This is a genomic window from Enterococcus florum (genome assembly GCF_004309355.1).
In the GTDB taxonomy this organism is placed as follows: domain Bacteria; phylum Bacillota; class Bacilli; order Lactobacillales; family Enterococcaceae; genus Enterococcus_A; species Enterococcus_A florum.
Genome location: NZ_BJCC01000002.1, coordinates 36274 through 60545, shown reverse-complemented (window position 1 = coordinate 60545; position 24272 = coordinate 36274). Strand labels below are relative to the sequence as shown.

Below are 24272 nucleotides of genomic sequence, written 5' to 3'. Positions count from 1 at the left end.
TTGGCTAGGACCAGAATTTCAATGCTTGATCCAATTCTTCATGGTTTTTCGCTGCCTCTGTCACAGGAATCCCTTCCATCACAGCTTCGATCGCCTGCAGCAACGCTTTAGCGCCTGAAATCGCTCCGGCCGGATGACCATAAATTCCACCGCCAGCCATCAAGATGGTTTCATTACCCAATAGGTTCATTAAGTACTCGATACTTCCTGGGTGTACACCGCCAGCAACTGTCGTAAATGCGGGTTCGATGCCTTTCATCGGGGTGGATAGAGCACTGTGGGTTTCAACTAATTCATCGGTAGTTGTGCCAAAACGTCCGCTGTCTGGATAAACCAGAGGCATGTCCATTCCAATCATTCGCGGCAATTTACCACAGCTTAGAGCCGCAGACATCCCATTATTTGCTGAGCGATAATAAGCACCTGCTCCTGCACAGTGACCAAAAATCGGGATTTTGATGTTTTCTTTCTTTAAGAAACGAACTAGGTCTTCCGTTGCTGCCCAACCTAGCGCATTGTAATTGACCATGATCGAGTTGGCACCTGCATCGATCGCTGCTTTGGCACGATCCACTACATTTTGACCAGTAATATTGATTGCATATAAAGTTGTTTGGTCTTTGCCAACATCCTTCAAGTGAGACATCACCGTTTTCACCCGATCAATCATGGGCGAGTATGCCGGATCGCTTAGCAATTCATCATCCTTGATTACATCTGCCCCGCCTAATGCAGCCTTGGCTGCGCCTGCTGCACTAGCCTCTGGAGGAACACCGATACATGGTTTCAAAATCGCTCCAACTAACGGACGGTTTTTGATCCCTAACAACTTGCGAATCCCGCTGACACCTAATAGCGGACCTGTGAATTGTTCCAGCACCACTTCTGGAAACTCAATGTCTACCAAACGAATGCCATCTTGTGCCAATACATTTCCAGCAACCGTACTGATCACCATCGCCATATAGGCTGGGAAGTTGGCGATCGGGTATGCGACACGAGCCACACAAGAAATCCCATCGGACATAGGATAGACACCGACTACTTTTGCCCCATACAAGGCAATGACTTCTGGTGTTTCCCCTTCTACGTGCGTCCACGTCCCCGCACTTTGATCTGCTGCAACCAATTTCACCCAATCGTAGAGATCTGGTTCCTTTTCTGATCGCATGTAATAAGTAGCGACTACAAATTCATTCCCTAACCCTTCAGCCATTTTCAATGTTTCAAATTTCATGATTTTTTTCATCTCTTTTCAATTTTTTAGTTGACTAACTATCGACGATCCATCTTTTCCTCCACATCCTCGACTGTTTAAGAAAGAACTACTTAGATCCCTTTCTCTTTTACGAGGAAAAAGGATCTAAATAGTTTCGAATTTGTTCTTTGTCCTTCGCTTCCACCACTGCCTCAACCAAGTCCATGTCAGAAATGACGGAATAAACCTGACTGAAAATTTGGCTGGTATTCTCGGTAAAGGCTAATAAGAGAACGAGCTTCGCTTCTGACTGACCACCCCAAGGAATCGGTTCTTTAGGAAGCAGTACCGCAATTTGCGGTTTTTTTACTTCTGAAAAGTACCCATGAGGGATCGCTACCCCTGTTTCCAAACAGGTGGGTACCAGCTCTTCTCGCTCAATGACCGTTTTTACAAAGCTGGGCTTCACGTAATTTTTTTCAACCAGCTGATCGGACAAAAAATGAATTGCTTGCTCTTTTGTTCGAATGTCGTGATCGACAAAAATCAGATCAGCGCTCACAATGGTTGAAACTTGGTTTCTGCTCTCTATTTGTGAATTCTGATACCGTTTTTTTATTCTTAATAAAAAGCGCTCCAATGCTCCTGGTTGGTGCATTTCCTGCATTAAAAATAAAGGGATACTACCTGCATCAATATCGAGCGAGCCAGCCATTCCAATGAGGTGATACTGTTCCCTCACTTCACTGATTTGCTGCTCGATTCCCCGATCATTCAATACATTCAAGAAGATAAATTCCACCTCGGAAAACAACTCCAGTACACTGTCCTTCAAATACTCATATAAATATTTGGCACAGCCTTCTCCGGTTAAGCAGAAACAAACGAAGGCGATTTTTTTATTTGATAACACAGGCTGGCTTTTCAGCACTACATTTTGCCGCTGCTTGACCAACGATTCCGCTACTTCATCCAAATCCATATCCACCAGCTGCGTTTTACGAATCGCATCCAGAACCATCAGTGTGTCTACTCGATTAACGGTTCGGACTTCGATCCCTAATTCTTCACCGATCTGACTGCCAAAAGTTTCCGGCGAGCCCATATCCACAAGAATCAAGACGCCACGTCCTTGATTATTTTTCTCCACCAGGTTCAGCAAACGTGTATAGATTGATCGCGGGCTTTCATCTAAACTGATACAAAGCGATGTCAGATGCGAGCTTCCCATCAGTTCATTCGCTACTGCAACCATCTCAGCTGCTACCCGCCCATGTGTCACAACGATGACCCCGATCGCCTCGCCATAACGCACCTTTCCGCTGTTTGTCGCGGAAAGATACATCGCAATAAAACCGATCTCTTCATCAGGAAGTTCCATCCCGATATGCTTTTTTGCCAGTTGGGCCATCCTATACGCTAGTTTAAATTCTTTCGGGTAATGTTTTTTGACATTGTCTAAATTAGGATTGAGAATATGCTCGCCTTTGCGAATCCGTTCAACTGAGGCATTAAAATGTGTAGCCAAACAAAACAGTAACGATTTATCGATTTCCCCTAATTCCTCTTTGGCTATCTCCAGCATCTCCTCCACCATACTCAGCAGTTCTTCTTCCACGATCGTTTGAATATTGTCGGTGAATTGGCTTACGGTTTTATCGGTTTGGATATTGGTGATGTAACGAGAAATTTTCTTTTCCATTAATTTCCAAATGATTGAGTTGATCTCTTTTTCGGACAGTTGATCTGCCTGAAGCTTGGTATATTCGGTCTCAATAATTCGATAAAGCGTATCAGAAAATTCATAAGGATCATTGATTTTCAACTCTGGAATCATCGTTTTGTCCGTTGGATAGACCGTCAGATCCTTAGAAGAAAAGAACTCGATCTCTTTTGAAGGTGCTTCGGTTTCTTGAATCTTCTGATTGGACAAAACCAAGGCCTCTCGATCAATAATAATCCGAGAATTATTCTCTGACTTGTGCATACAGGCTAGATACCCCTTGGCACAGGCCACTTGGATTTTGCTGCGCAACTCGCCAATATTCCCCGGATAATGAAGAGACAGCAGTCGTCTTAGCGCATCAGAGGTAATGAATATTTCTCGATTGACTCTCTGGGCCTCTTGACGGAAAAAGTTCATGACGATATCGTATTTTTCATCGATACCACGCAAAGACAAGGGTGGAACAACAATCACCATTGGAATCCGGCGGCGAAAAGTATCCAACAAGTTTGTCTCAATATCTTCTGTTGTTGCCGCAATAATCATGACTTGGGCATTTCTCGTCAAACGATCACCCAAACGTCGGTAGACACCCTTATCAATTAACTGGAAAAGCATCTCCTGGCCATCTGGCGGCATCCGATGTACTTCGTCCAAAAAGAGGATGCCTCCATTTGCCTGACTGATCATGCCATCACGATCCTCGTCAGCACCAGTAAACGCGCCTTTTTTGTACCCGAAAAGCTGAGCCGTCAGCAATTGCGGATTTTCTGCATAATCCGCACAGTTCAACTCAACGAACGGCATCTCCTTTTCTTCCAGCTGTTTGTTGACTAAAGCAAACTTGTACATCGCCTCAGCTAAAATACTTTTTCCTACACCGGTCTCCCCTACGATCAGTGTATGCAGGCCGATCGGCGGATACATAGCCGCTGCCTTCGCTTGCTCCACTTGAATACTCAAACTACGTTGCGCTCCGATTATCCCGGTAAACGCTTCGTTTCTAGGAGCTCGTGGCTGCGCTTCTTCTTGCAAATTTGCATCGATTGACAGACCTTGCTGGTCCATAAAACTAATAATACTGTTCAACGTAATACGGTATCCAATCTCCACCAGCCTTTTTGTCAGCTGATTCATACTGACGGTTGGTTCCGCTTTCAAAATCGCTTGGATATCTTCTAGTAAAATTTGCTCTCTGCGTTCTCTTGAGTTTTCGATCCCTGCATTTTTTCTCATCATCGTTAACTTGCTGCGGGATAAATGCAACTGTTCAGCCAGCTCTTGATCTGTATAAGGATTTTTTGGATCCTCGGATTCGATCATTTCCAACATGCGATGATCATCGGATGATTTCATACTTTTTACCTCCCCCAACAGATAAAAGAAATCAAGAAATAGAATTCATTCTTTTATTCATCGTACTATAAAAGTATCTTGACTGAACATATGATTCTTAATCTTTTCTAAAATTGGAATAGTCAATTTAGTAGCTGACAAATCCCAAAAGATCAAGAATTTTATACATTATGAAGGTAATCGGATTACCTCCTTCTGACAGACTGCTGATCAAGTTGGTGCCTTCTGGGAATTCAAATCCAACGATTTCGGCAATATGCGTATGTGCACCTGCCATCGCTGTCGCACACCAAAAATAAATAGCAAAAACGACAAATACTGACATACAAATATGCAAAATATTTTCCTTCGCAAAAGCAGTGATCCCGATAATAAACCATGGAACAGCTACTAACGAAGCAGTTGCCAGCATTCTATTTCCAGGAATAATAGACATGAACGTAACGATCGGTGTCATGATTAAAATTGCTGACATGGTTGCTGGATTCCCCATGATGGTAGAAGCATCAATTCCGATCCATACTTCACGGCCCTTCATGTATTTCGCGGTAAAGATTTTGGCTTGGTCGGAAATGGAGATCAAGCCTTCCATCATGATCTGAATCATCCGCGGCAGCAAAATCATTACGGCAGCCATGTTAAAACCTAACAGCATAATTTGACGAACATCGTAGCCGGCAATAAAACCAATCAGCATTCCCAAGATAGCTCCGATAACAATTGGTTCCCCGAAGATACCCATTTTTTCCTGCATGGTTTCTGGATCGGCTTTGACGTTTTTGATACCAGGAATTTTTTGAATTAGTTTTACGACTGGAATCCCAATCATCGCTGGAGCAATAATCGCACCTGTTGGCCAGGTACAGCCAGGAATCCCATAGAATTCTTGATAAGTCGGTGCCATTTTATCTGCCCATTTCAAGGAAACGGCCATGTAGATACAAGCGGCTAAAACGGTGAAGACCATGTTGCCAGTTGCCCCATAAATCAACGCAGCACTTGCTGCAAAGGACCAATAATTCCAAAAGTCTACCATCAATGTCTTGGTGAAATTTAAGAAAATTAGTGCAATATTCGTCGCAATTAGTGCAATAATAACCATCCCTGATCCAGGCTGCCCCCAGGCCATCCCCATCAGTCCCCAGCCGACATCCACAATATCCAGGTTCCAGTTCATCCGTTCAACCATTGACATGGTTGCTGGCGACATTTGAGCAATCAGCATATCCACGGTTAAGTTCAATCCGATAAAACCAACTGTTGCGGTCAATGCTGAGCGGACTGCGTCTCCTACCTTTAACCCTAGAACTAATCCAATAATCAGCAAGGCGACACATAAAATCCCATTACTCCCTAATCCCGTAAACCACTGGAACCCTTTGTTTACTGCTTCAAACATGGATTTACCCCCATTCTTTTTTATTCTTTTACCCCTTAAGAATCTGACGCATTTCTTCCATTGCTTCTTCTTTGCCAATCCCTGAAATAAACGGCACGCCATTAACCTTAGGTGCATTCAATTCCGTTGTAACAGGTGTCATCAACAAATACATATCCGGCTGCATCGTGCTCAAAACCGTCTTCAATTCTGTTGCCCGACGTTTATTCAATTTGACTTTGATACCTAGCTCTTTGGCTACCTTTTTAACCTCATTTTCTCCAGCGGTGGAGGTTGCAAACCCCGCTCCACAAACAACAACTACGATTTTTTCTTCTGCCATTTTTATTCTCCCCTTTCTTTAGTTACCGTTCATTTTCTCTTTTTGAGAACTCCTGATGCATGATGTCTTCTACCTCTTCGGTTGATTTTGCTGCCAAAAGACTCGTAACCACCTGCGTATCCTGAATGATTTCCATAATATCCTTAATCATAAACAGATGATCATCATTCAAACTGGCTGCTAACATAAAGACAACCTTGACATCCAAATACAGATTTGGGTCTTCCATACTAGCAAACTTAGCACTATTCCTTAGTACCGCAACACCGATTCCCGCTTTAAATACCTGCGAACGCTCACTGTGGGGAATCGCAATAGGTACTGGTGTCGGTACGCCTGTTGGAAATTCTAATTCTCTTTCTAAAACGGACTTTCCATAGCATTCTTCTACCATCCCATGTGCAGCCATTTCACCGGCTAGCTGGTAAATAAGTTGATCACGGTCCGTTTCTTCCGTGATAATGGCATGAATTTCATTCTTGCTGAACACTTGCTTCAAATGATTCACCTCCTTCTCCCAGCCACGCTCAGGGAATGATAACCCCTTTGATCATTTTGCCGGCACGCATATCCGTATACCCTTGCGCCAACTCTTTCAGTTCATACTTGTGTGTAATGAATTTCCGCGAATCCAATTGGCGGTTTAAAACCAAATTCAATGCTTTGCGGTTCACTTCCGGTGAATAGGCGGATGCTCCATAAACCATAATTTCTTTGTAATGGATCGCATTAGTATCTAGCAGCTTCGCGCTAGATGGATGAATCCCGCCAAACAAAATGACCTTCCCGCGCTTGCGTGCCAAGTCGACTGCATCGGCTTGAGCCTGTCCAGCTGGACAAGCACTGATTACAACATCAGCACCACGTCCATCGGTCTTTTCCAATACCATCTCTTTTAAGCGCGGATCAGAACTGCTCATATTTATAACATTATCAAAGCCTTGCTTACGAGCCAGATTAGCTTTGTCTTCATTCATTTCAACAATAATCACTTCCTTCACACCGCGGATTTTGGCGATTTCACTATGAAGACAGCCGATGGTTCCTGCTCCGATCACTACAACTAAGTCATCCATAACAATATTGGTGTTGATCTGTGCGCACAGAACGGAAGAAGCTGTTTCCGCAATCACTGTGTCGATCGGATCAATATCATCAGGAATAGCATTGAAACAGCCATGATCGATGATCTCTTTCGGAAAAGCAATATATTCCGCGAATCCGCCATCAATTCCTTCGGCTGTCCCGATCATGCGAATGTTGTCGCACAGATTCTGAATACCATTTTTACAATACCAGCACTCGCCGCAGACCACGACTGGTGCTATCGAAAGCCGAGTACCTACTGGAAATCGTTCGTAATGACTTTCGATCACTTCTGCTGTGATCTCATGCCCTGATATTGCTGGTAAAATTGAATTTTTAGATCCACCACCATACGTACGTAAATCCGAACCGCAAATCCCACACCCTATTACTTTTACTTTTATTCCATCTGCTGGACATGCCGGTTCCACTACGTCTTCATAGCGTACGTCATCGGGTCCATATAAAACTGCTGCTTTCATTTGACCACTCCTTACTCCTTTAATTATGCAATCACTTTCCATAATGCAATTTGCGTGCCAAACCTTTCTCAATTCGGTTATTTCCTGTTCTGCCAAAGAAAGCGTTACCAAAATTTTATAAAAGTTTATCCTTTTTGAAAAAGATATTCTTGTCAATTTGGTTTTGCGCAATTTGGTCAATCCTATTTCCCAATATGGAAAAAAGACTATTTCGCAGCATCGCTGATCGAAATAGTCTTCTCTTTGTTTATTTTTTTGATCCAATTATCCCAACGCCACATCGAGAATCATCATAATAATAAATCCGCTCATTGCCCCAAAAACACCAAAATGATGTTTACTATCCGTCGTCGCCTGTGCCTCTGGAATCAATTCCTCAACAACAACATAAATCATTGCTCCTGCTGCGAACGCCAAAGCATAAGGTAGGAGAGGCTGAACTCGTGTGACCAGCAATGCGCCGATAACGGCTGCGATAGGCTCCACGATACCGGATGCCTGTCCATAGAGGAAGGATTTCGTTCGACTCAATCCTTCTTGCCGCAAAGGAATCGACACTGCTGCTCCTTCAGGAAAGTTTTGAATCCCAATGCCTAATGAAACCGAGATAGCGGCTAATACCGCTGCCGTAGGATTTGCTGCTTCATTTGCTGCACCAAAGGCCACCCCAACCGCCAGTCCCTCAGGAATATTGTGCAACGTTATTGAAAAAACCAGCAAAATCGTTCGCTTTAGGTGACTAGGGAAGCCTTCCTTTTCCTTGTTTGGACCAAAATGCATGTGAGGAATCGTTTTGTCTGCAATATATAAAAACAGCCCACCCAATCCAAACCCAATGCTGACGACCAGCCAGGGGATCGATCCATTTTCTTCCGCCGCTTCAATCGCCGGATCCAGCAACGACCAAAAACTCGCTGCAATCATGACACCCGAAGCAAATCCCAACATGAGATTTAAAACATTACGATTGATATTTTTGAAGAAAAAAACCATGGCTGCACCGAGCGCTGTCATTCCCCAAGTAAACAGCGTCCCCACTAATGCTTGCTGCCAGGCCGTGAGTGTTAACAACCAATCTGCCATAAAGTCCTCCTGAAATCGTTTTTATATATGCATACTATCATATTTTAGGCATACCTTCAATTTTCCAAAGCACTTTCTTTTGTCACAATTTATAAAAGGGTTATAATGACCCTGTGATAAACAATTAGTGAAAGCGAGTGAGAAGCATGTCAAAAATCAATGCCGCTGTTGCAATGGTCAAAGTTTTTGAAGCTTGGGAAGTCGACCATATCTACGGGATCCCCGGAGGTTCTTTTAACTCAACGATGGATGCCTTATACAAAGAACGCGAATCTGTAAAATACGTACAGGTTCGTCACGAAGAAACGGGTGCGTTAGCTGCTGCCGCTGATGCAAAATTAACCGGAAAGGTAGGAGCCGTTTTTGGTTCTGCCGGCCCTGGAGCCAGTCATTTAATCAATGGTTTGTACGATGCTCAAATGGATCATGTTCCTGTGGTTGCGTTGTTAGGACAAGTCGCATCGACTGCTATGAATTATGACTCCTTCCAGGAACTAAATGAAAATCCAATGTTTGCAGACGTAAGCATTTACAATCGAACGGTAATGACGCCAGAAAGTCTGCCTCACGTTGTAGATGAAGCCATCAAAGCTGCCTATAAACATGGTGGTGTAGCCGTGGTGACAATACCTGTAGATTTTGGCTTTGCAGATATTGAGGATCAAGAAATCGCGACCGCTAAAAATCATAAAACCGGTGTAGTCGTTCCAGCTGAAGAAGATTTAAACGCAGCTCTTCCTCTTATTGAAGCTGCAGAAAGGCCTGTTTTATATGTCGGACAAGGAACACGAGGAGGTTTTGAAGCGATCAAAGCCTTCGCAGAACACTTCTCGATGCCGATTGCTGCTGCAGTGTTGGCAAAAGGAATCGTTCCGGATACCTATGAGAACTTCTTGGGCTTTGCTGCTCGTGTTGCTACCAAGCCAGCAAATGAGGCCCTTGCAGTGGCCGATTTGATCGTCTTTGTGGGAAGCGATTTTCCATTTGCCGCTTATTTCTTCAATCCAGAGGCTAAATTTGTTCAGGTCGATATTGATGCCATGAAATTTGGGCGTCGTCACCACACAGATGTTTCTATTTTAGGTGATGGAACAATGGCTTTAAAACGTCTAACTGAACTAGGTAAAGCTCGTTCTGCAGATGGATGGTTGAAGGCCAATCAACAAAATATCAAAAATTGGCACGATTGGCGCAGAAGCTTCTACAATGATGAGCAACGTCCGTTACGACCAGAACCTGTTTTTAAAGAAATCAATCGAATCGCTGAAAAAGATGCTGTCTTCGTGACTGATGTTGGAAATACAACGATCAGTGCCATTCGTCATCTTGAAATGAATGGGGATCAGCTTTTCACAACTTCTGGCTGGTTTGCGACTATGGGCAATGGGGTCCCTGGAGGAATTGCAGCCCAACTGACCTTCCCAGAGCGTCAGGTCTTCACTCTTAGCGGAGATGGCGGCTTTGCGATGGCAATGCACGACATCATTACGCAGGTGAAATATCAATTACCGATCATCAACGTGATTTTCTCAAATGATTCGTTCGGATTTATTGAAGCCGAACAAGAAGACACGGAGCAAAAGAAATTTGGAGTTTTCTTAGAAGGCGCCGATTTCGGTAAAGCAGGAGAAGCATTAGGTGCTGATGGTTTTACTATCACTGAATACAGCCAACTGGAACCAGCCTTTGAAGCTGCTAAAAACAGTAAACGACCCGTTGTGATCGACATCAAGATCAAAAACGAACGTCCGTTGCCGGTTGAAGAATTAAAATTGGATCCGGATAAATTTTCTGAATCAGAAATCGCTGAATTTAAGGAAAAATACCAAGTACATGGTATGCCCGCATTGAGTGAACTGCTAAAATAATAATATTAAAAAGATCTATCGCGTAACATATGCGATAGATCTTTTTATTGACACGTTTATTATTCTACAAGTAGAATAATAAATAAAATAAAGGGTGGGGAATCAATATGTCTCTAAAACACGGTGTACTTGGATTATTGAAAGACAGCCCTATGACGGGATACGAACTAAATCAAGTATTTAAACGGTCACTTTTTAATTTTTGGACTGCTCAAACTAGCCAAATTTATCGAGAATTAAATGACATGGAAAAGAAAGGATGGTTGACGAGCGACTGGGTTATTCAAAAGGAAAAACCGAATAAAAAAATCTATTCAATCACTAAGTCCGGTAAACAAGAACTTAATAATTGGCTTAATCAACCGGAAAAGGATATTGAACAAACTTTTTCTGTTCGAAATCCTTTCTTGATGAGACTTTTTTTCGCAGAACAACAGTCAAAAGAGCAAGTTTTAGCTTTATTGCAGAAATTCAAAGCAGAGTGTGAAAGAACATTGGCTTCTTATGAATCCCTTCAAGAGGGTTGGAAAAATACTTCTGAAGATGTCCATCCATACTGGGATTTGACAATTTCTTTTGGAAAATACGAATGTCATGCAGCCTTAGAATGGGTACACATAGCGATACAAAAGATAGATCAGGAGGATAAATGATGATTAAAGATGCCACTTATTGGGTAGATAAGTTAAAAAATAGAGAAATTCATTTTACAGAACTTCTTGATCAAATGATAGGAAAGATTGCAGAGAAAAATGCTTCATTAAATTCGCTAGTCTCTTACGATAGAGAGTCTGCCATCGATCACTATCACTCAGTCCAAGATATCTCAGAACGCCCCTTTGCCGGATTGCCAATCCCATTAAAGATGCTCGAACAAAATAAGGCTGGATGGCTGGCTACTAATGGGTCAAAATTACTAGAAAATCGAAGAGCTTCCCAAACATCTAATTTTGTCAAACGTTTAGAACGGGTTGGTTTCATTCCCTTTGGTCAAACGAACGCACCCGAATTTGGTTTTAAAAATATCACAGACTCACACTTGTATGGTCCAGCTGCTAATCCGTGGGACCTGACCAGAACACCAGGTGGCTCCAGTGGTGGCGCTGCTGCTGCTGTAGCCGCAGGAATCTTTCCAATTGCTTGTGCTAGTGATGGCGGAGGATCGATTCGAATTCCTGCTGCTTTTACTGGATTGATCGGTTTGAAACCCAGTCGTGGTGTCATGCCCCTCGGACCAAGCAATTGGCGAAACTGGCAAGGAGCTTCTGTCGATTTTGTGTTAACTTGTTCAATGCGAGATACTATAGCGGCTTTCTTTTCTTTACGAGGACTTGATGCTGCTGCGCCTTATCATGTTTCTCCCAATGAATGGGTTTATGATCGTCCGGCAGAAAAAGAACGATTAAAAATCGCTTATTGTTTGGATTCCCCAATATCAAATTCTGTCTCTCAAGAGGTGAAACAAGCATTTGAAGAAGTGCTGTCTTTTTTAACAAATGCTGGACATGATATTTTCCCGATTGATTATCCTGTAGATGGTGAAGAGCTTATCAGGAGCTACTATCAAATGAATGGTGCTGAAACTGCAGCTATGTTTGATAGTATGTCTCAAACTCTTGGACGCCCTATTACAAAACAGGAGGTAGAACCTTTAACTTGGGCTGTCGCTCAATATGGAAGCAAGCTTTCTGCCCATACTTATGTATTAAATATGCAGCTTTGGGATAGAGCAGCAGTTACTATGGAAGAATTGTTTTCCGAAGTAGATCTTTTCCTCTCGCCTACCACCACTCAAGTTGCTCCAAAAATTACTGAAATCATTTTAACTGATTCAATGATTACTACTTTGCTTAACTTAGAGAAACTGTCTCTCTCAGAAGCAGAAAAAGCTCTCATAAACAGTATGAACCAAATGTTGGAAGTCACTCCTTACACGCAGCTTGCCAATTTGACAGGGCAACCAGCCATTAGCTTACCAACTTCACTCAGTCAAGAAGGACTGCCAATAGGAATACAATTCGTAGCATCAAAGGGGAGGGAGGACCTGTTGTTGCAAGTAGGGAAAATCTTCGAAGAGGCTGGTCGGTTCCAATTGCCAAGAGCTTATACGAAATAGAAGAGATGGTGACAGAAGCGATTAGCTCCAAGAAATAAGCCGGATAATCCGAAAATGGCTTCTCCTATTTTTGCGAGTATTCGGCTTACTTCCGAAAGAGCTGCTTCAGTCACACCGATTGTGCGACTTTTAAATAGGCTATAACAGTAATGTCACGGCCTCATTGATTAAATCGAATTGACGATTAAGCCTAATGCGGCAAGAACCGCGCCGCCAATAATTTGAATGACCAGTACCTTTGTAGGGGTATATTTCTTTGTTTTCAACAAGTAGTACGTTAGCAGGGTCACTCCTAAAGGCAAGATCCCTTTTACCAAACTATCCAGTACATCCGTTTGAATAGACAATGATTCTTTTCCACTTAGATGAACCTGCAATGGTGTTGCAATTTTTACAAAATTTGCAGCAAGCGAACCGATGACGATGGCTCCTAAGGTTTGTGAGAAGGTCATGATATAGGACAATCGTCCGCCAGCCATCATTTTTTGGATTCCTTCTTTTCCTTGCTCATAGCCTTGGATCCATAAGAAATAGGCGATCACGGTCATAATGATCCAGTGTAATGCGAAGAACAGAACTGGCCCCATAAAGATATTTCCTTCTGCGCCAAATGGCAGTGTGAAGGATAGCAATATCGGAATCAGCGTCCCCTGCCATAAGGTATCTCCGATGCCTGCCAGAGGACCCATCAATCCTGTTTTTAATCCGTTGATCGTTTGGTCATTGATATCAGCTCCGCTGGCACGTTCTTCTTCCATCGCGATTACCATTGCCAAGATAGGCCCACCAAAAGAAGGTTCGGTATTGAAGAATTGCATATGCCGATCCAGAGCGGCCTTCATTTCATTCTCATCTTTGCCATATAATTTTTTCAAGATCGGACTAAATGCATGGACAACTCCGGTTGCCTGCAAACGTTCATAATTATAATTGGCATGAGAAAAGAAGGTCCAGCGCCAGAAGGCTTTGACGACATCCTTTTTAGATAATAATTTTGGCTGTTCTACAGTCATTTGTTCCATTATGCAAGCCCTCCATTTTTATCTTTTAAGTATAATTCTGTAAATACGTAGCCGATCACCAAAGCAAATACTGCGATCGGAACAGCTGGTAACCCGGAGTAGACGGCTAACATAAATCCTAAAACAAAGAATAACAAGGTTCCCTTCCCGTTCATTGCCCGCAGGTTCATCGCGATCCCCAAAGCTGGCAAGATCCCACCAATCGCAGACAATACAACCAACGGACGGCCGCCTAAAGCATCAACCACTCCTTCTACTGCATCTGCTCCAAGATAAGCTGCTGCTGCGACAGGAACAACGGTGATCAACAACAAAAATAATTGCGGTGGTACGATATGCAGCCAGTTGATTCGATCAATGTTCCCCTCCTCTGCCGCTTTATCCGCCATATGAACAAACGTGATATCTACCGTCATATGAGCTACCCAGATCAATGTGCCCAACAGACCGATCGGAACTGCCAAGGTTGTAGCAACAGCTGGACTAACATTCGCTGCCATTGCCAACGCCGTTCCTAAGGTTCCAGCAAGTGCAGGGTCCATTGCTACTGTTCCCCCAGCAGAAATGAATGCTAAGTAAGGTAAGTTGATCGCAGCACCAATGATACAGCCTTTGACCGGATCGCCTAAAATAAGTCCTACAACGGTCCCATTCACTAACGGACGCATCCAACCATGCGTTCCTACCAAAGACAGCCAAGGTGTTCCATTAATTCCAAGATAGTAAACAACACCAATTAAAATCGCCTGAATAAGGTTGATCTTCATTTTCACACTTCCTTTTTATGTTTAGTTTTATAGCAATCCTTCAATTGCTTGTGATCCTTGGTCTGGAATAACATGAATTTTCATTTTTACATGATGAGCAATGATTTGACGAAACGCTTCTTTCTCTTCTTCAGAAGCAGAAATATTTTTATAGAAGGTTTGACGATTCTTGCGTGCTCCCATACCGCCGATAATGACCTCATCTAATTGCACGCCATTTTCGATCAATGCTAGATATGTTTGCGGTTCTTTTGCTAAAATAATGATTTTTTCATTATCTGGAACGCTTCTCAATACTTCCGACCCATCTGCAATTCCTAAGATCGACAATTTGATTCCGTTTGGTACAGCCATCGACATGATCGATTTGGTAAATTCATCCCCTGCCGTTGCATCATCGACGATTACGATGTGATTGCCTCCTGTAAATTGCAGCCAGGCCGTCATCACCTGTCCATGAATCAAGCGATCATCAATTCTTGCTAATACGATTTCTCCCATTTAAAAAACGCTCCTTTATGCATTCATTTTGTTCATTTCTTCTAAAAATTCCTTGATTCCTTCTTTACCAGCAGTCATCACCGCTTGATACATGGTCGTCAGATCTGCTCCTATCATCCGTTGATTGAAAGCCTCTATCAGCATGGGAAGATTTGTACCTGCAATCAACCGATAGTCATGCTGCTCTTTTAATTTGTTGAAGCACATCGCCGCCTGGTTATACGGGCTGGCGGACAGAAGATCAACAAGGACTAAAACACCTTTTCCTTTGTCCAATTCAACAATACTTGCTTGAATTTTTTCATTGAACTCACTAATGTCGTCGCCGTGTTTCAGCCCTAAGGTTAAATAATCACTTTGCTCCCCCATAATAAGACTTAAACTATCCATCATCCCATTGGCCATCTCCCCATGGGTGACTACCAAAATTCCTGCCATATAATCCATCCTTTCGCTTGTTTCTTCTATACTGTTTTGATGCGTTTGATGCCATTAGTTTTCAACTGCTTAAGTAGCAGAGGATCAGCCTTATCATCTGTGATTAACGTGTCGATCTCATTCAGTGGTAAAAAGGGATATAATGCTCGATGACCGATCTTTGAATGATCCGCAACCACAATCTTTTGACTGGCTGCCTGCACCATTCCCCTTTTCGCTGAAACCAGTAGCTCGTTGAAATGATTCACTCCTGTTTCGATATCCAAAGCCGGCGTTGCAATAAATCCTTTGTCGACATTTAGTTTGGCAATTGTTTCGTTCGTAATCTGTCCGTTTAACATAAAGCTGTCATGGAATAAAGTCCCTCCTGTTACAACAGTGGTAATTCTGTTATTCCCCCTTAAAAAAGAAGCAATATTGACGTCATTAGTGATAACGGTTACATTTCGGATGTTTTTCAACGCATTCAAACTTCGTGCAATCTGCAAAGTTGTCGTTCCCGAATCTAAGATAATACACTCACCATTTTTGATCAGCGTTGCTGCATACTGTCCAATGCGGATTTTTTCCTCAATCTTTTCCGTTTCTCGTTCGTTAAACGTGGGTTCCTCCTGTTTCACGTCAGAAGGAACCACCCCTCCGTGAATACGAATCACTTTTCCTTGCTCCTCTAACTCATCGAGGTCTCTGCGAATCGTTGTTCCATGAACATTAAAAATACGCGATAGCTGATTAACAGAGATGAATTGATGTCTTTTTATTTCGGCTAGAACCTTCGCTCTTCTTTCTTCTGTAAGCACAAGCACAACCCCTAGGTTTACCAATGAAAGTGCATCACCGTTTTGTTCCAACCAGGATTTTCAACAAATTTTGCCATCACCGCATGAAAGTCGCCTCCGTTGGAAATTTCCTTCACCTCTTTTGGTAAGATTTTTTTCAATGCCTTCCGATACGCTTCTTTTTTCATTCCTTCAACAACTGCTTCAAAATCAGCAGTCGATGAACGACTGCTCCCATGAATGGTGATTCCCTTTTCTAAAACGTCCCTCGTATTAATTGGAACCAACTCTTCCGTGACGCCCATGATAATCAAATCTGCCAATGAATCTGCGATTTCAATCGCTTGATTAATAGCACTTTCGCTGAAACGTCCGCCGGTACATTCAATCAATACATCGAATTTTTCTGTCTCATGAGTAAAATCATAGGACAATACATTGGCTGTTCTTGCAAAATCGAATTTTTCCAATTTATCGTCTGCTGCACCAAAAACCACAAAACGTTCTGCATCAACACCATATAAATATTTCAACATAACCGCGGTGAAATAGCCGACTGGACCATCTCCAAACAACGCTACTCGATTGGCTTTATCGATCAGTTTTTCTTTTACGTGACTAATTGCATGATGCGAGACCGAAGACAACTCAGAAAGTACGGCAACTTCATTTGGGATCTCATCCGGAATTTTAACAAGGCATTCTGCTGGGTGGACTAAAAGACTCTGTGCCAATCCGTCATAGCCACTGCCCAGAAAAGCATTCCCTTTCGAATAATTAGCCGGTACTCCTGCTTTCTGTTGAATTTCTGGGTGAACTATTTTTCCAGGAATATTAGGAACAACGACCACTCTGTCTCCTTCAGAAAATTGCTCAGCATTTGATTTTTTTACGATTCCTATTCCCTCATGAAGCAACGCCATGGGTAATTTTTTCGCTAACGCTTCTGGTCTTCTTAAACCAGCAAAGTAACGCAAATCTGCATGACAGATACTGGCATAGGTGGGTTCTAATGCGACCCAATTTTCAGGTATTTCTCTAACCTTGGTGACTTCGTCTATTACTTCAGGTTTTGTTAGACTAAACACTCTTGATTCAAGGGAATCATTCATAATTATCCTCCTTTAAGATAAGCACTCACACAAACTCATTACTGCTCGTAAACGAGTATATCACCTTGTTTATTTTTTGTAAACGGTTCTTATACTCTTTTTTGATTCTTTTTGCTTGTTTACGTCTGAAAAATCTCCTAAAAAACCATTTAAGCATAAAAAAAGAGCCCATAAGGACTCGTTTTTGCTTTATATTCGTCGGATAGCTTCTTTGCTTTCCAGTTCAAGTTGCCTAGTTAATTCCTCTGCAGTCAAGTTACTGTTAGCCAATGCTTGTAGCAGCATGGGCAAGTTCACTCCAGTAACTAAATGCTGTTTTGCATCCTTTAGAACGAGCTGGCTGGTGTATCGAAATGGAGTACCCCCAAATATATCCACTAGCCAGACGATCTCGCTGGTCTTCTCCAACATTCGCTTAGCTGCTTCTTCAAATCGGTCTTGCAGATTGTTTGCTTTGACCTCTACAGAAATAGTATCTACATGTGTTTGTTTGCCTATAATCGCTTCTGCAGTATCTACGAGTCCTTGCGCCAAGTGGTCATGAGTTACAACAATTATCCCAACCATATCTTCACACTCCTTCACCACTTAGTCTATCTTATTTTAAAACACAAGTAAATTCTTAGCGATTCGCTTGAAACTTCATATTGTCCCCGTTATAATGCAAAGAGACTTAGGTCAATTTTTATAAAGTGAGGAAATTCATTGATTACAGTAAATGATGTCAGTTTACAATTTTCTGACCGTAAATTATTTGATGACGTTAATATCAAATTCACTCCTGGTAACTGTTATGGGCTGATTGGTGCAAATGGTGCCGGAAAATCGACCTTCTTGAAAATTTTATCCGGAGAGATTCAACCAACTACTGGAAATGTCGCATTAGGACCAAACGAACGTATGGCCGTTTTAAAGCAAAATCATTTTGATTATGAAGAGTATACAGTAATCGAGACGGTAATCATGGGGCACGAACGTCTTTATGAAGTGATGAAAGAAAAAGACGCAGTCTACATGAAAGAAGATTTTACCGACGAGGATGGTATTCGAGCTGCCGAACTGGAAGGCGAATTTGCTGAACTGGATGGATGGGAAGCAGAACCTGAAGCCGCAGTTTTACTGCAAGGTCTAAATATCTCTGAAGAGCTGCATCAGCAAAAGATGAGTGAACTGACTGCTGGACAAAAAATCAAAGTCTTACTGGCACAGGCTCTATTTGGCAAACCAGATGTTCTGTTGCTGGACGAGCCGACAAATGGACTCGACATTCAATCCATCAATTGGCTAGAAGAATTTTTGATCAATTTTGACAACACCGTGATTGTTGTTTCTCATGACCGACATTTCTTGAACAAAGTCTGTACCCATATGGCGGATCTTGATTTCGGAAAAATCCAGCTCTATGTTGGGAATTATGACTTTTGGCTGGAATCCAGTCAGCTGGCTGCGAAATTAAAGTCTGATTCCAATGCAAAAAAAGAAGAACATATCAAAGAATTACAGGACTTTATTGCCCGTTTTAGCGCCAATGCGTCGAAATCAAAACAGGCGACTTCGCGGAAAAAAATGCTGGAAAAAATCACCTTGGATGATATTCAGCCTTCCTCTCGCCGTTATCCGTTTGTGCAATTCAAACCAGAACGTGAGATCGGAAATGACCTTTTGCAAGTCGATGATGTGACTGTTACGATCGATGGCAAAACGATTTTAGACAAGATCTCTTTCACCTTGAACCGTGATGACAAGGTAGCTTTCATTGCCGAAAACGATATTGTGACTACCACACTTTTTCGTGTCATGATGGGGGATTTAAAACCTGACTCTGGCACAGTTCGTTGGGGTGTAACGACTAGCCAGGCTTATTTGCCTAAAGATCCCTCTAAGGAATTTGAAAGTTCGTTAACGATTTTGGACTGGCTGCGTCAATATGCCAGCAAAGAAGAAGACGATAATACTTTCTTGCGCAGTTTCTTAGGCCGTATGCTGTTCTCAGGCGACGAAGTGATGAAGCCGGTCAATGTTTTATCTGGAGGAGAAAAAGTTCGTTGTATGCTGTCTAAACTGATGCTCTCTAAATCCAATGTTTTAGTTTTGGACGATCCAACCAATCACTTGGATCTAGAATCGATCTCTGCTTTGAATGAAGGATTGATGGCGTATACTGGAGCACTGCTTTTCGCTTCTCATGACCATCAATTTATTCAAACTTTGGCAAACCGAATCATTGCCATCTCAGAAAACGGAGTTGTAGACCGCAGCGAAACGACCTATGACGAATTCTTAGAAAACAAAGATGTACAAGAGAAATTGAATCATCTATTTACTGGGAATTAAAAAAGGAAAGCTCGAAAATGAGCTTTCCTTTTTTTCGTTTAAATAAATTGAACCAGCTGCATTAGAATGGGCACTACGATAACAAACAAAATCGTGCTGGTGGTGACTAAATTCGTCGCGTATTTGACATCCCCATGTGCTTCATTGGCTAAAATTGGCAAAACAGCTAACATTGGGGTTGCTGATTGTACAATCAGAGTTTGTTGCAGCAATGGCGCTAATTCTGCACCGAACATATTTTGTCCAACAACCAACAACGCAATCAGAATCGCTGGTGCTAAAATGAATCGTCCCAACAAAGCAACCACGGTATCTCGATCAAAACGAATACTTTTTAATCCAGCATCATGCAACACGATCCCAATGTACAATAGGGATAATGGTGTAACGATGTTTCCTACATAAGTCAAGGTAGAATTGATGAACGTGGGCACTGGAATACCAACCAGCAAAAAGACGATTGCCACGATAAAGCCTAGCAATGGTGGTGGCAGTAATTTCTTCCAATTCAATTTTGCTTTGTTCTCTCCTTTAACCTTGGTTGGATCATCATTCGAGATCAAGAACACCCCAAAGGCCCAAGTTGAGACAGTATTGGTTACATAATATACTAAGAAGTAAGGTAGCGCCTTTTCACCGAACAATGCAATGTTCAAAGGCAAACCAATGAAGATCGTGTTGGCATTCACTACCGCATTCATAAATATCCCGCGACGGCCAGGTCTAATTTTTAATAGCTTCACCAATGCATAAGCAATGATGTATGAAATAATGACCCCGCCGACTGGATAGACTAAACTTCCTGACAATTCAAATAATGAATCTTTTGTCAGGTTTTTTAAAACCGAAACGAAAATCGACGCAGGCAAGGCCACCTTTGTGATTAAGGATGAAATACTTCCGCCAAATTTTTCGTCAAACCATCCTTGGCCTTTCAAAATATAGCCCAAAGCAATCATCAAAATAATACTGATGACACTTTGAATTGATTGAAAGAATACCATGTTTACTTCCCCCTCTTAATTATTCAGCATCTAGTGAGTGGTATTCTGGGTACCATTTCATGTCTTCTACTGCTTGTTTGATATCTTTGATTTCCTCTTTATTCAACTGTTGATCCAGTACACTTTGACCCACCACTTCTGCAATAGTTTGAGAGAACTCAGTCAACTTGGATACTGGAGGCAAGACAGCTGCTCCAGGTTGTGTAGTGTCAACAATTCCACCCAACGCATGACTAGCTTGTGACAAGGTTTCGCCATTTACACGAGAAGCCGTTGAAGCGATGATTCCTAATCCCAAACCAGGATACATTAAAGCATTATTGGCCTGACCGATTTGATAAGTGACGCCTTTGTATTCTACATCAGCTGCGGGAATCCCTGTTCCAATCAGCGCTTTTCCATCAGTCCACTTAATTAGATCTTCCGCTTTGGCTTCTGCCAATTTGGTTGGGTTAGACAATGGGAAAATGATTGGACGTTCCGTATGAGCCGCAATTTCTTTCACAATTTCCTCAGTGAAAGCACCTGGCTGCGTGGAAGTTCCAATAATAATCGTTGGATGAATAGCTTTAACCGCTGCTGTTAGGTTGGTTAATTCATCGGCATTGTCAAACTCACTGCGTTGACGAGTGAATGGTTTTTGACCATTGGTTAAGTCCGCAGTATCTTCAAATAAGACACCTTGTTTGTCCACCAAGTAAAAATGTTTGCGCGCTTCGTCTTCTGATAAGCCTTGACGAGTCATTTCATCTAACAATTGGTTGGCAATGCCGACACCGGCAGTCCCTGCACCAAAAGTCATAACGGTTTGCTTAGTCAGATCTTCACCAGAAATATTCAAAGCCCCTAGTACACCAGCTAATACCACAATGCCTGTTCCTTGAATGTCATCATTGAAGGTAGTAATTTTATCTTCGTATTTTTCCAAAATATTGGCTGCATTTGAACGTCCGAAATCTTCCCAGTGCAACAATAATTTAGGGAACAATTCTTGTGTTGCATCAACGAATTGATCAACAAAATCATAATAACGTTCACCATAAACTCGTTCATGACGATTGCCTAGGTACAATGGATCATTCAATAATTCTTGATTGTTTGTCCCGGCATCAATCGATACTGGTAATACTTGAGATGGATTGATACCTGCTGCAGCTGTATAAACCATCAATTTCCCGATTGCAATATCGACACCATTGACGCCCCAATCACCAATACCTAGAATTCCTTCCGCATCGGTTACCACGATCAAACGGATATCACGGCCGGCCGCTGCATTTTGCAGGCTTGCTTTGATTGCTTCTGGTTCATCAATGGATAAAAAGGCTGCGTCTTGAGGTCGAACGAATAACTCATTGTATTGCTCAATCGAATCTGCCACCGTTGGATCATAAACGACAGGCATAAACTCAACAACGTGTTGGCCCATTAGTTTATAAAACAATGTACGATTCGTATTGAAAAGATTCATCAAGAAAATACGTTTTTCTAAATCGGTTGATTTACTTAGGTATTGTCCATAGGCCTGTACCGCTTGTTGTTCCAAAGTTTGTACTTGTGCAGGTAGAACCCCTTCTAATCCGTATGTTTTTCTTTCTTCTTTCGTAAAAGCTGTTCCTTTATTCAAAAATGGATTGTTTAAAATCTCGATTCCTTTCATCTCAATTCCTCCTCTTTGTTTTACAAGAGTTAGCTTACTCTTGATTGCTTGTCATAGTCAAAAATAAGGCTTATGATAAATATTATTTATATGACCCGATGTTTATCTTTTTATTAAAGGAGTAATTTATGAATTTAAAAGACTTGGAGTATTTTCAACGTTTAGTGAAGGAAAAAAGCTTTACGAAGGTTGCTCAAGCGTTTCATGTCAGTCAACCCACCGTCACCTATGCGGTAAAACGTTTGGAAAAGGAATTAGATACCGATTTAATTTTTCGAGATCAATCTCATCGATCGTTGGTCATCACAAAATCCGGCATGATCTTATCGAAACATATTAGTACTATTTTGAATGAACTGTCTGTAGCAATTCGTGAAATTGATCATTTAAAAAAGCAGACGCTGGAATTTGGTCTGCCACCGATTATCGGCAATTATTATTTCCCTAAATTGTCTGCTTTTTTATTCAAAAATAATTTGATGGAACATGTCAATTTAATAGACGGTGGGTCGAAAGATCTCTACGTATTATTAAAACGTGGAAAAATCGACATGGCTTTGCTTGGTTCCACAGAGCCTATTCGTGATCCTGAGCTTTATAGTGAATTGTTGGTTAAAAAAAATTTTTCGATCGTTGTCAGTCCTGACCATCCCCTCGCTCAACGAAAAAGCGTATCCTTCAACGAACTAGAAAATGAAGCTTTTGTTCTATTGAATGAGCATTATGTCCATCCGATTGCTTTTCAAAAATTTAGTCAGCAAGCCCATTTCGAACCAAACATTATTTATCAAAGCAACAACCTAACTATTTTAAAGGGAATGATCAAAGAACGCGTAGGAATTGGCTTTTTAGTCGATTTAGCCATTGGACCAGAAGATCATCTAATCTGTATTCCAATCAAAGACCAGCCTCAACCAGATTTTTTGATCTCCTTAGTTCAAAGAGACAGTGCGCTCGAATCTCATTCTCGAGATCAAATGTGTCAGCTGATTCGTGAATTTACAGATATAGAGCATCCTTCCAGCTAAACACCACAAAAAGGAGAAGAAGAAACCCATAAAGTTGGGTATTCCTCTTCTCCTTTACTAAGATTTATTGATCTTTTATTTTCTCTCTTTTCCTCTTGTAAAAACAGCGATACATCCTAATCCGGTATGACTCGCGATCGTTGGTCCTAAAGGGAAGATTCGGACTTCTTTTGGCTGCATTTGCTCTTCGATCAGCCGTTTGACCTCTTCTGCACCTTCCAAATCTGCACTAGTATTAATAAAGATTACCTGATGTTTAGGATCCGCTGTGGTTTCCACAACGTTGTCTGCAATATGCTGCAGCGCCTTTTTGCGACCACGAATTTTTTCCAAGGTTCGAAGTTTTCCATCTGGATCTACATCGATAATCGGTTTGATATTCATCAATCCGCCAATAGCCGCACTAGTTTTAGAAATTCTGCCGCCACGCTGTAAATGGTTCAAATCATTAACAGTCACCCAATGCTGGTAAGTTAAGCGATTGGTCTGCAGCCATTTCAAAAGCTCCTCTAAAGAAGCACCTTCTTTTTGTTTTTGTGCTGCTTCATAAACCATTAGTCCCTCGCCGCCGCTTGCCGCTAGCGAATCAAAAACATGGATTTCCGTATCAGGAACGTCCTCTCTTAAAATCTCAACTGCCTGAACAGCACTTTGGTAAGAACCACTCAAGCCAGAGGAAAAGCAAATGTATAAAATAGGTATCTTCTGATCCGCGTATTTCTTAAAAAATTCGACATAGCGTCCCACATTCACTTGTGAGGTTGTCGGCATAGCGCCTTCTTCAATTTTTTTATAAAAAGCCGAAATATCAAAGTCTTTTCCTAGGTCATCCACCATTTCTTGTCCATTTATATCAATATACATGGAGATAAAATCTACATTCAATTCGTTTAACAGCGTATAAGGAACATCACAACACGAATCGGTTAGAATTTGATACATTTTTTATCCTCCCAACACTTTTTAGTACCTCGATTATACTAAATATTTT

At 41.8% G+C, this 24272-nt stretch carries 22 protein-coding genes; 5 read left to right on the top strand and 17 right to left on the bottom strand.

The genetic code is table 11. From position 1 onward, the window contains the following. Nucleotides 1–4: 4 nt before the first annotated feature. From NRIC_RS01560 to NRIC_RS01530, 7 genes are all read right to left on the bottom strand, one after another. The gene (locus NRIC_RS01560; RefSeq protein WP_146620940.1) at nt 5–1237 is read right to left on the bottom strand and encodes a RuBisCO large subunit C-terminal-like domain-containing protein; all 1233 of its coding nucleotides are present in this window, start codon (nt 1235–1237) and stop codon (nt 5–7) included. 109 nt (nt 1238–1346) lie between these two features. Beyond that, complete coding sequence (locus tag NRIC_RS01555) at nt 1347–4280, bottom strand: sigma 54-interacting transcriptional regulator (protein WP_146620939.1); 2934 nt, start codon at nt 4278–4280, stop codon at nt 1347–1349. A gap of 127 nt (nt 4281–4407) precedes the next feature. Continuing rightward, a complete protein-coding gene (locus NRIC_RS01550) occupies nt 4408–5679 on the bottom strand; it encodes a PTS transporter subunit IIC (protein ID WP_146620938.1) in 1272 nt (423 codons plus the stop codon). A 28-nt stretch (nt 5680–5707) separates the two neighbouring features. Continuing rightward, nucleotides 5708–6001 (bottom strand): PTS sugar transporter subunit IIB, encoded by a 294-nt coding sequence (locus NRIC_RS01545; RefSeq protein WP_010756850.1) that lies wholly within the window; start codon nt 5999–6001, stop codon nt 5708–5710. A 22-nt stretch (nt 6002–6023) separates the two neighbouring features. Continuing rightward, entirely contained in the window at nt 6024–6491 is a 468-nt protein-coding gene (locus NRIC_RS01540) for a PTS sugar transporter subunit IIA (RefSeq protein ID WP_227873707.1), read from the bottom strand. Between the two features lie 37 nt (nt 6492–6528). Further along, nucleotides 6529–7569: a zinc-binding dehydrogenase gene (locus NRIC_RS01535; protein WP_146620936.1), complete on the bottom strand. Its 1041-nt coding sequence runs from the start codon at nt 7567–7569 to the stop codon at nt 6529–6531. A 264-nt stretch (nt 7570–7833) separates the two neighbouring features. Beyond that, on the bottom strand, nt 7834–8652 hold the full coding sequence (locus NRIC_RS01530) for a ZIP family metal transporter (RefSeq protein WP_146620935.1): 819 nt from the start codon (nt 8650–8652) through the stop codon (nt 7834–7836). 146 nt (nt 8653–8798) lie between these two features. Here NRIC_RS01530 and spxB point away from each other — a divergent pair, with 146 nt between their 5' ends. From spxB to NRIC_RS01515, 3 genes are all read left to right on the top strand, one after another. Further along, nucleotides 8799–10520 carry a pyruvate oxidase gene (gene spxB / locus NRIC_RS01525; protein ID WP_146620934.1) on the top strand — a complete coding sequence of 574 codons (1722 nt, stop codon included), beginning with the start codon at nt 8799–8801 and terminating at the stop codon, nt 10518–10520. A 107-nt stretch (nt 10521–10627) separates the two neighbouring features. Then, on the top strand, nt 10628–11173 hold the full coding sequence (locus NRIC_RS01520; protein ID WP_146620933.1) for a PadR family transcriptional regulator: 546 nt from the start codon (nt 10628–10630) through the stop codon (nt 11171–11173). A gap of 2 nt (nt 11174–11175) precedes the next feature. Next, nucleotides 11176–12636 carry an amidase gene (locus NRIC_RS01515; protein WP_175579967.1) on the top strand — a complete coding sequence of 487 codons (1461 nt, stop codon included), beginning with the start codon at nt 11176–11178 and terminating at the stop codon, nt 12634–12636. Nucleotides 12637–12803: 167 nt separating this feature from the next. On the opposite strand, the gene NRIC_RS01510 is transcribed toward NRIC_RS01515, so the two are convergent. The 7 genes from NRIC_RS01510 to NRIC_RS01480 form a co-directional block, all read right to left on the bottom strand. After that, on the bottom strand, nt 12804–13658 hold the full coding sequence (locus tag NRIC_RS01510) for a PTS system mannose/fructose/sorbose family transporter subunit IID (protein WP_146620932.1): 855 nt from the start codon (nt 13656–13658) through the stop codon (nt 12804–12806). After that, nucleotides 13658–14425, bottom strand: coding sequence for a PTS mannose/fructose/sorbose/N-acetylgalactosamine transporter subunit IIC (locus NRIC_RS01505; RefSeq protein ID WP_146620931.1), 768 nt, complete (start codon nt 14423–14425; stop codon nt 13658–13660). The genes NRIC_RS01510 and NRIC_RS01505 overlap by 1 nt, the downstream gene beginning before the upstream one ends. Before the next feature lie 27 nt (nt 14426–14452). After that, on the bottom strand, nt 14453–14926 hold the full coding sequence (locus NRIC_RS01500; protein WP_146620930.1) for a PTS sugar transporter subunit IIB: 474 nt from the start codon (nt 14924–14926) through the stop codon (nt 14453–14455). Between the two features lie 15 nt (nt 14927–14941). Further along, a complete protein-coding gene (locus NRIC_RS01495; RefSeq protein ID WP_146620929.1) occupies nt 14942–15364 on the bottom strand; it encodes a PTS sugar transporter subunit IIA in 423 nt (140 codons plus the stop codon). Nucleotides 15365–15390: 26 nt separating this feature from the next. Then, nucleotides 15391–16164 carry a DeoR/GlpR family DNA-binding transcription regulator gene (locus NRIC_RS01490; RefSeq protein WP_146620928.1) on the bottom strand — a complete coding sequence of 258 codons (774 nt, stop codon included), beginning with the start codon at nt 16162–16164 and terminating at the stop codon, nt 15391–15393. Between the two features lie 17 nt (nt 16165–16181). Further along, nucleotides 16182–17255: an alcohol dehydrogenase catalytic domain-containing protein gene (locus NRIC_RS01485; protein ID WP_146620927.1), complete on the bottom strand. Its 1074-nt coding sequence runs from the start codon at nt 17253–17255 to the stop codon at nt 16182–16184. A gap of 189 nt (nt 17256–17444) precedes the next feature. Then, a complete protein-coding gene (locus NRIC_RS01480) occupies nt 17445–17822 on the bottom strand; it encodes a PTS sugar transporter subunit IIA (RefSeq protein WP_175579965.1) in 378 nt (125 codons plus the stop codon). Nucleotides 17823–17960: 138 nt separating this feature from the next. Between NRIC_RS01480 and NRIC_RS01475 the strand changes: the two genes are divergently transcribed. Continuing rightward, nucleotides 17961–19589 carry an ABC-F family ATP-binding cassette domain-containing protein gene (locus NRIC_RS01475; RefSeq protein ID WP_146620925.1) on the top strand — a complete coding sequence of 543 codons (1629 nt, stop codon included), beginning with the start codon at nt 17961–17963 and terminating at the stop codon, nt 19587–19589. A 38-nt stretch (nt 19590–19627) separates the two neighbouring features. Here the strand turns inward: NRIC_RS01475 and NRIC_RS01470 are convergent, their stop codons facing one another. Together NRIC_RS01470 and NRIC_RS01465 are read right to left on the bottom strand one after the other, a co-directional pair. Then, nucleotides 19628–20593, bottom strand: a complete 966-nt coding sequence (locus NRIC_RS01470) for an AEC family transporter (protein ID WP_146620924.1) — start codon at nt 20591–20593, stop codon at nt 19628–19630. A gap of 19 nt (nt 20594–20612) precedes the next feature. Continuing rightward, nucleotides 20613–22253, bottom strand: a complete 1641-nt coding sequence (locus NRIC_RS01465) for a malolactic enzyme (RefSeq protein ID WP_146620923.1) — start codon at nt 22251–22253, stop codon at nt 20613–20615. 128 nt (nt 22254–22381) lie between these two features. Here NRIC_RS01465 and NRIC_RS01460 point away from each other — a divergent pair, with 128 nt between their 5' ends. Continuing rightward, the gene (locus NRIC_RS01460; RefSeq protein WP_146620922.1) at nt 22382–23281 is read left to right on the top strand and encodes a LysR family transcriptional regulator; all 900 of its coding nucleotides are present in this window, start codon (nt 22382–22384) and stop codon (nt 23279–23281) included. Between the two features lie 75 nt (nt 23282–23356). Here the strand turns inward: NRIC_RS01460 and NRIC_RS01455 are convergent, their stop codons facing one another. Next, entirely contained in the window at nt 23357–24223 is an 867-nt protein-coding gene (locus tag NRIC_RS01455; RefSeq protein WP_146620921.1) for a DegV family protein, read from the bottom strand. Nucleotides 24224–24272 lie beyond the last annotated feature (49 nt).

Coding starts and splice junctions, on each gene's coding strand:
- NRIC_RS01500 (WP_146620930.1), bottom strand. CDS start 14,926: ATGGGAGAAATCGTATTAGCAAGAATTGATGATCGCTTGATTCATGGA.
- NRIC_RS01545 (WP_010756850.1), bottom strand. CDS start 6,001: ATGGCAGAAGAAAAAATCGTAGTTGTTGTTTGTGGAGCGGGGTTTGCA.
- NRIC_RS01480 (WP_175579965.1), bottom strand. CDS start 17,822: ATGGTTGGGATAATTGTTGTAACTCATGACCACTTGGCGCAAGGACTC.
- NRIC_RS01465 (WP_146620923.1), bottom strand. CDS start 22,253: ATGAAAGGAATCGAGATTTTAAACAATCCATTTTTGAATAAAGGAACA.
- NRIC_RS01505 (WP_146620931.1), bottom strand. CDS start 14,425: ATGAAGATCAACCTTATTCAGGCGATTTTAATTGGTGTTGTTTACTAT.
- NRIC_RS01550 (WP_146620938.1), bottom strand. CDS start 5,679: ATGTTTGAAGCAGTAAACAAAGGGTTCCAGTGGTTTACGGGATTAGGG.
- NRIC_RS01560 (WP_146620940.1), bottom strand. CDS start 1,237: ATGAAATTTGAAACATTGAAAATGGCTGAAGGGTTAGGGAATGAATTT.
- NRIC_RS01535 (WP_146620936.1), bottom strand. CDS start 7,569: ATGAAAGCAGCAGTTTTATATGGACCCGATGACGTACGCTATGAAGAC.
- NRIC_RS01455 (WP_146620921.1), bottom strand. CDS start 24,223: ATGTATCAAATTCTAACCGATTCGTGTTGTGATGTTCCTTATACGCTG.
- NRIC_RS01520 (WP_146620933.1), top strand. CDS start 10,628: ATGTCTCTAAAACACGGTGTACTTGGATTATTGAAAGACAGCCCTATG.
- NRIC_RS01495 (WP_146620929.1), bottom strand. CDS start 15,364: ATGGCAGGAATTTTGGTAGTCACCCATGGGGAGATGGCCAATGGGATG.
- NRIC_RS01470 (WP_146620924.1), bottom strand. CDS start 20,593: ATGGTATTCTTTCAATCAATTCAAAGTGTCATCAGTATTATTTTGATG.
- NRIC_RS01510 (WP_146620932.1), bottom strand. CDS start 13,658: ATGGAACAAATGACTGTAGAACAGCCAAAATTATTATCTAAAAAGGAT.
- NRIC_RS01460 (WP_146620922.1), top strand. CDS start 22,382: ATGAATTTAAAAGACTTGGAGTATTTTCAACGTTTAGTGAAGGAAAAA.
- NRIC_RS01555 (WP_146620939.1), bottom strand. CDS start 4,280: ATGAAATCATCCGATGATCATCGCATGTTGGAAATGATCGAATCCGAG.
- NRIC_RS01485 (WP_146620927.1), bottom strand. CDS start 17,255: ATGAATGATTCCCTTGAATCAAGAGTGTTTAGTCTAACAAAACCTGAA.
- NRIC_RS01530 (WP_146620935.1), bottom strand. CDS start 8,652: ATGGCAGATTGGTTGTTAACACTCACGGCCTGGCAGCAAGCATTAGTG.
- spxB (WP_146620934.1), top strand. CDS start 8,799: ATGTCAAAAATCAATGCCGCTGTTGCAATGGTCAAAGTTTTTGAAGCT.